This window comes from Microbacterium paludicola, assembly GCF_015235415.1.
GTDB lineage: Bacteria > Actinomycetota > Actinomycetes > Actinomycetales > Microbacteriaceae > Microbacterium > Microbacterium paludicola.
The window spans coordinates 1-2,109 of the sequence record NZ_JADGLL010000085.1 but is presented as its reverse complement, the minus strand read 5'-3'; the positions used below and the strand labels follow the sequence as shown (position 1 = coordinate 2,109).

Sequence of the window (2,109 nt, the reverse complement as noted above, 5' to 3'; positions counted from 1 at the left end):
GAACCACCCCACCGAGCGAGTCTAGATCGACGCCGTTAGTGCCCCGCACGAGGCACCAACACCCCCGGAAAATCAAGCCTCAACGATCCTCAACCCGCGAAATCACCCGACGGTGACACGATCCAGGAGCGCTGACGACTCGACGGGAAAAGTTAACTCTTTTTTGGAACCTTGTTCACTTTGGCGGCATAGCTTTCCCGCATGAACAAAAAAATGAACCTACGGGTACTGACACTGAACATTTGGCTCGCCCCCCGCGATCAGCAAAAGCGCGACGCGCTCCTACTTAAAGGCCTCGAAGAGCACGACGCCGACATTGTCTTCCTGCAGGAAGTCGTCCGCACCCCGGAGCGCGATGCCTTCCAGCTCGTAAAGGAAAACTCGAGCCTCCACTGGCACCACGCATCCGACTTCGCTCGCCACGCATCCGACTTCGCTGACTTCGAGTGGCCCCTCTGGGGAACCGCCGTTGGTACGCGCTGGGAACCCAAGAGCATTACCACCCACAAGCTTCCCGCAGCCGACGGACCCTATGTATGGGAAGCCGTGCTGTCACTGCCCATCGGCGTGGACATGCTCTTCCTCGGCCCGCGCCCGAGCTTCAATTTCACCGACGAGGCCGCTCGTGTGGAGCAGGCGCTGTTCGTCACTGAACTTGAAGAAAAGCGCCGTCAAGAGGCCCCCACGATTATTGCGGGCGACTTTGACGCCGCTCCCGACCAGGACTGCATGCGGTTCTACACCGGCAAATCAGCCATCAACGGCCGCAGCGCCGCCTTCCGCGACACCTGGGCAATTGCCGGAGACGGTGGCCCCGGCTACACCTGGACCACCGATAACCCGTGGGTCGCCCGAAGCGTGACCGACGGTCAGGGAATTGTTCCGAACTACGTGGTGCAGGAACCCCACCACCGCCGCATCGATTATGTACTCGCCGGCTCGACGGTAAACCACCTCACGGTCGAGAGTGTCATCAACTCGAGCAAGGTTGTGTTCAACGAGTATCCGACGGCAAGCGACCACTACGGAGTCCTCGCCGAGATTGAACTGAACGCGCTGGACAAGCCGACGGCCTGGGCATAATTCGAACCAAAAGCTACGGCCCGGGTCCTCTCTCCTCCAGGAGGGCCCGGGCCGTGTTGTTGAACTATCAAATGATCAGTCGCGGAACATTTCCTCAGCCTGCGCAGCCCGCGCCGCTCCCTTGAGGGTGCGCTCGGGGTTTTCGGCGGTGATCGCAGAATAGAGTGCATCCAGCACCGCGAGATGCACAAACCGGCTCATCATGGCCTCGATTTGAAACCGCGTCTCACCTGATCCGGCAACGAGTGCCACGGTGGATGCGGCCACCAGCGGGGAGCGATAGAAGCTGGTCACCGAAACGACCGCCGCCCCTGACTCTCGCGCCGATTCCGCGGCCGCGACCGTTGCTTTGGTGCGGCCGGTGTGGCTGATTGCCAGGCAAGCGTCGCCCGGGCCCAGCATCGAGGATGCGATATGTTGCGATACCGGATCTCCCGGATGATTCACCTCGAGCCCCACGCTGCGGAAACGGAGGGCAGTATCAAGGGCAATTGGCGAGGACTGGCCACTAGCCACCAGAAGAATCCGATCTGCCTTATCAAGCACGGACACCGCACGTTGAAATTCGTTCGGATCAATACTTGCTTCGCCTTCCGAAATAGCGCGTGCCGTCGATTGAAATACTTCAGACACGATTGACCCGGACGTTTCCGTATGGCTGACACCGGATTCTTCGCCAACTGGAATTTCAGAGGCCAACTGCAATTTGAATTCTTGATACCCCTTGAGGCCCAGATCTTGGCAGAACCGGACCACGCTCCCCACGGAGCTGCGCGACACCCTCGCGAGTTCACTCACCGTCATGTGCAATACACCGGCAGGGTTCGTCAACACAACGTTGGCCACGGCCGCTTGCGTTTGCGACATGGATGGGCGAAGTGCTCGTATTCGCGCCGTCAGACCTGGATCGTGTCAGTTTAGTGCCCCACGCCCGGCCGGAGTGCGGCGATGATGTCGGCGGCTTCCCCCGTTGGCGGGGTGGTCGCGGTGAGTTCGTGTCCGTCGATGGTGATCGTGACGTCACGC

At 60.3% G+C, this 2,109-nt stretch carries 2 protein-coding genes; one reads left to right on the top strand and one right to left on the bottom strand.

The features are described from left to right. The first annotated feature begins 201 nt into the window (after positions 1-201). Complete coding sequence (locus IR155_RS15600; RefSeq protein ID WP_135115699.1) at positions 202-1,083, top strand: endonuclease/exonuclease/phosphatase family protein; 882 nt, start codon at positions 202-204, stop codon at positions 1,081-1,083. Positions 1,084-1,158: 75 nt separating this feature from the next. Here IR155_RS15600 and IR155_RS15595 read toward each other — a convergent pair whose 3' ends face one another. Then, positions 1,159-1,971 carry a MurR/RpiR family transcriptional regulator gene (locus IR155_RS15595; protein WP_267899525.1) on the bottom strand — a complete coding sequence of 271 codons (813 nt, stop codon included), beginning with the start codon at positions 1,969-1,971 and terminating at the stop codon, positions 1,159-1,161. Between the last annotated feature and the right edge of the window lie 138 nt (positions 1,972-2,109).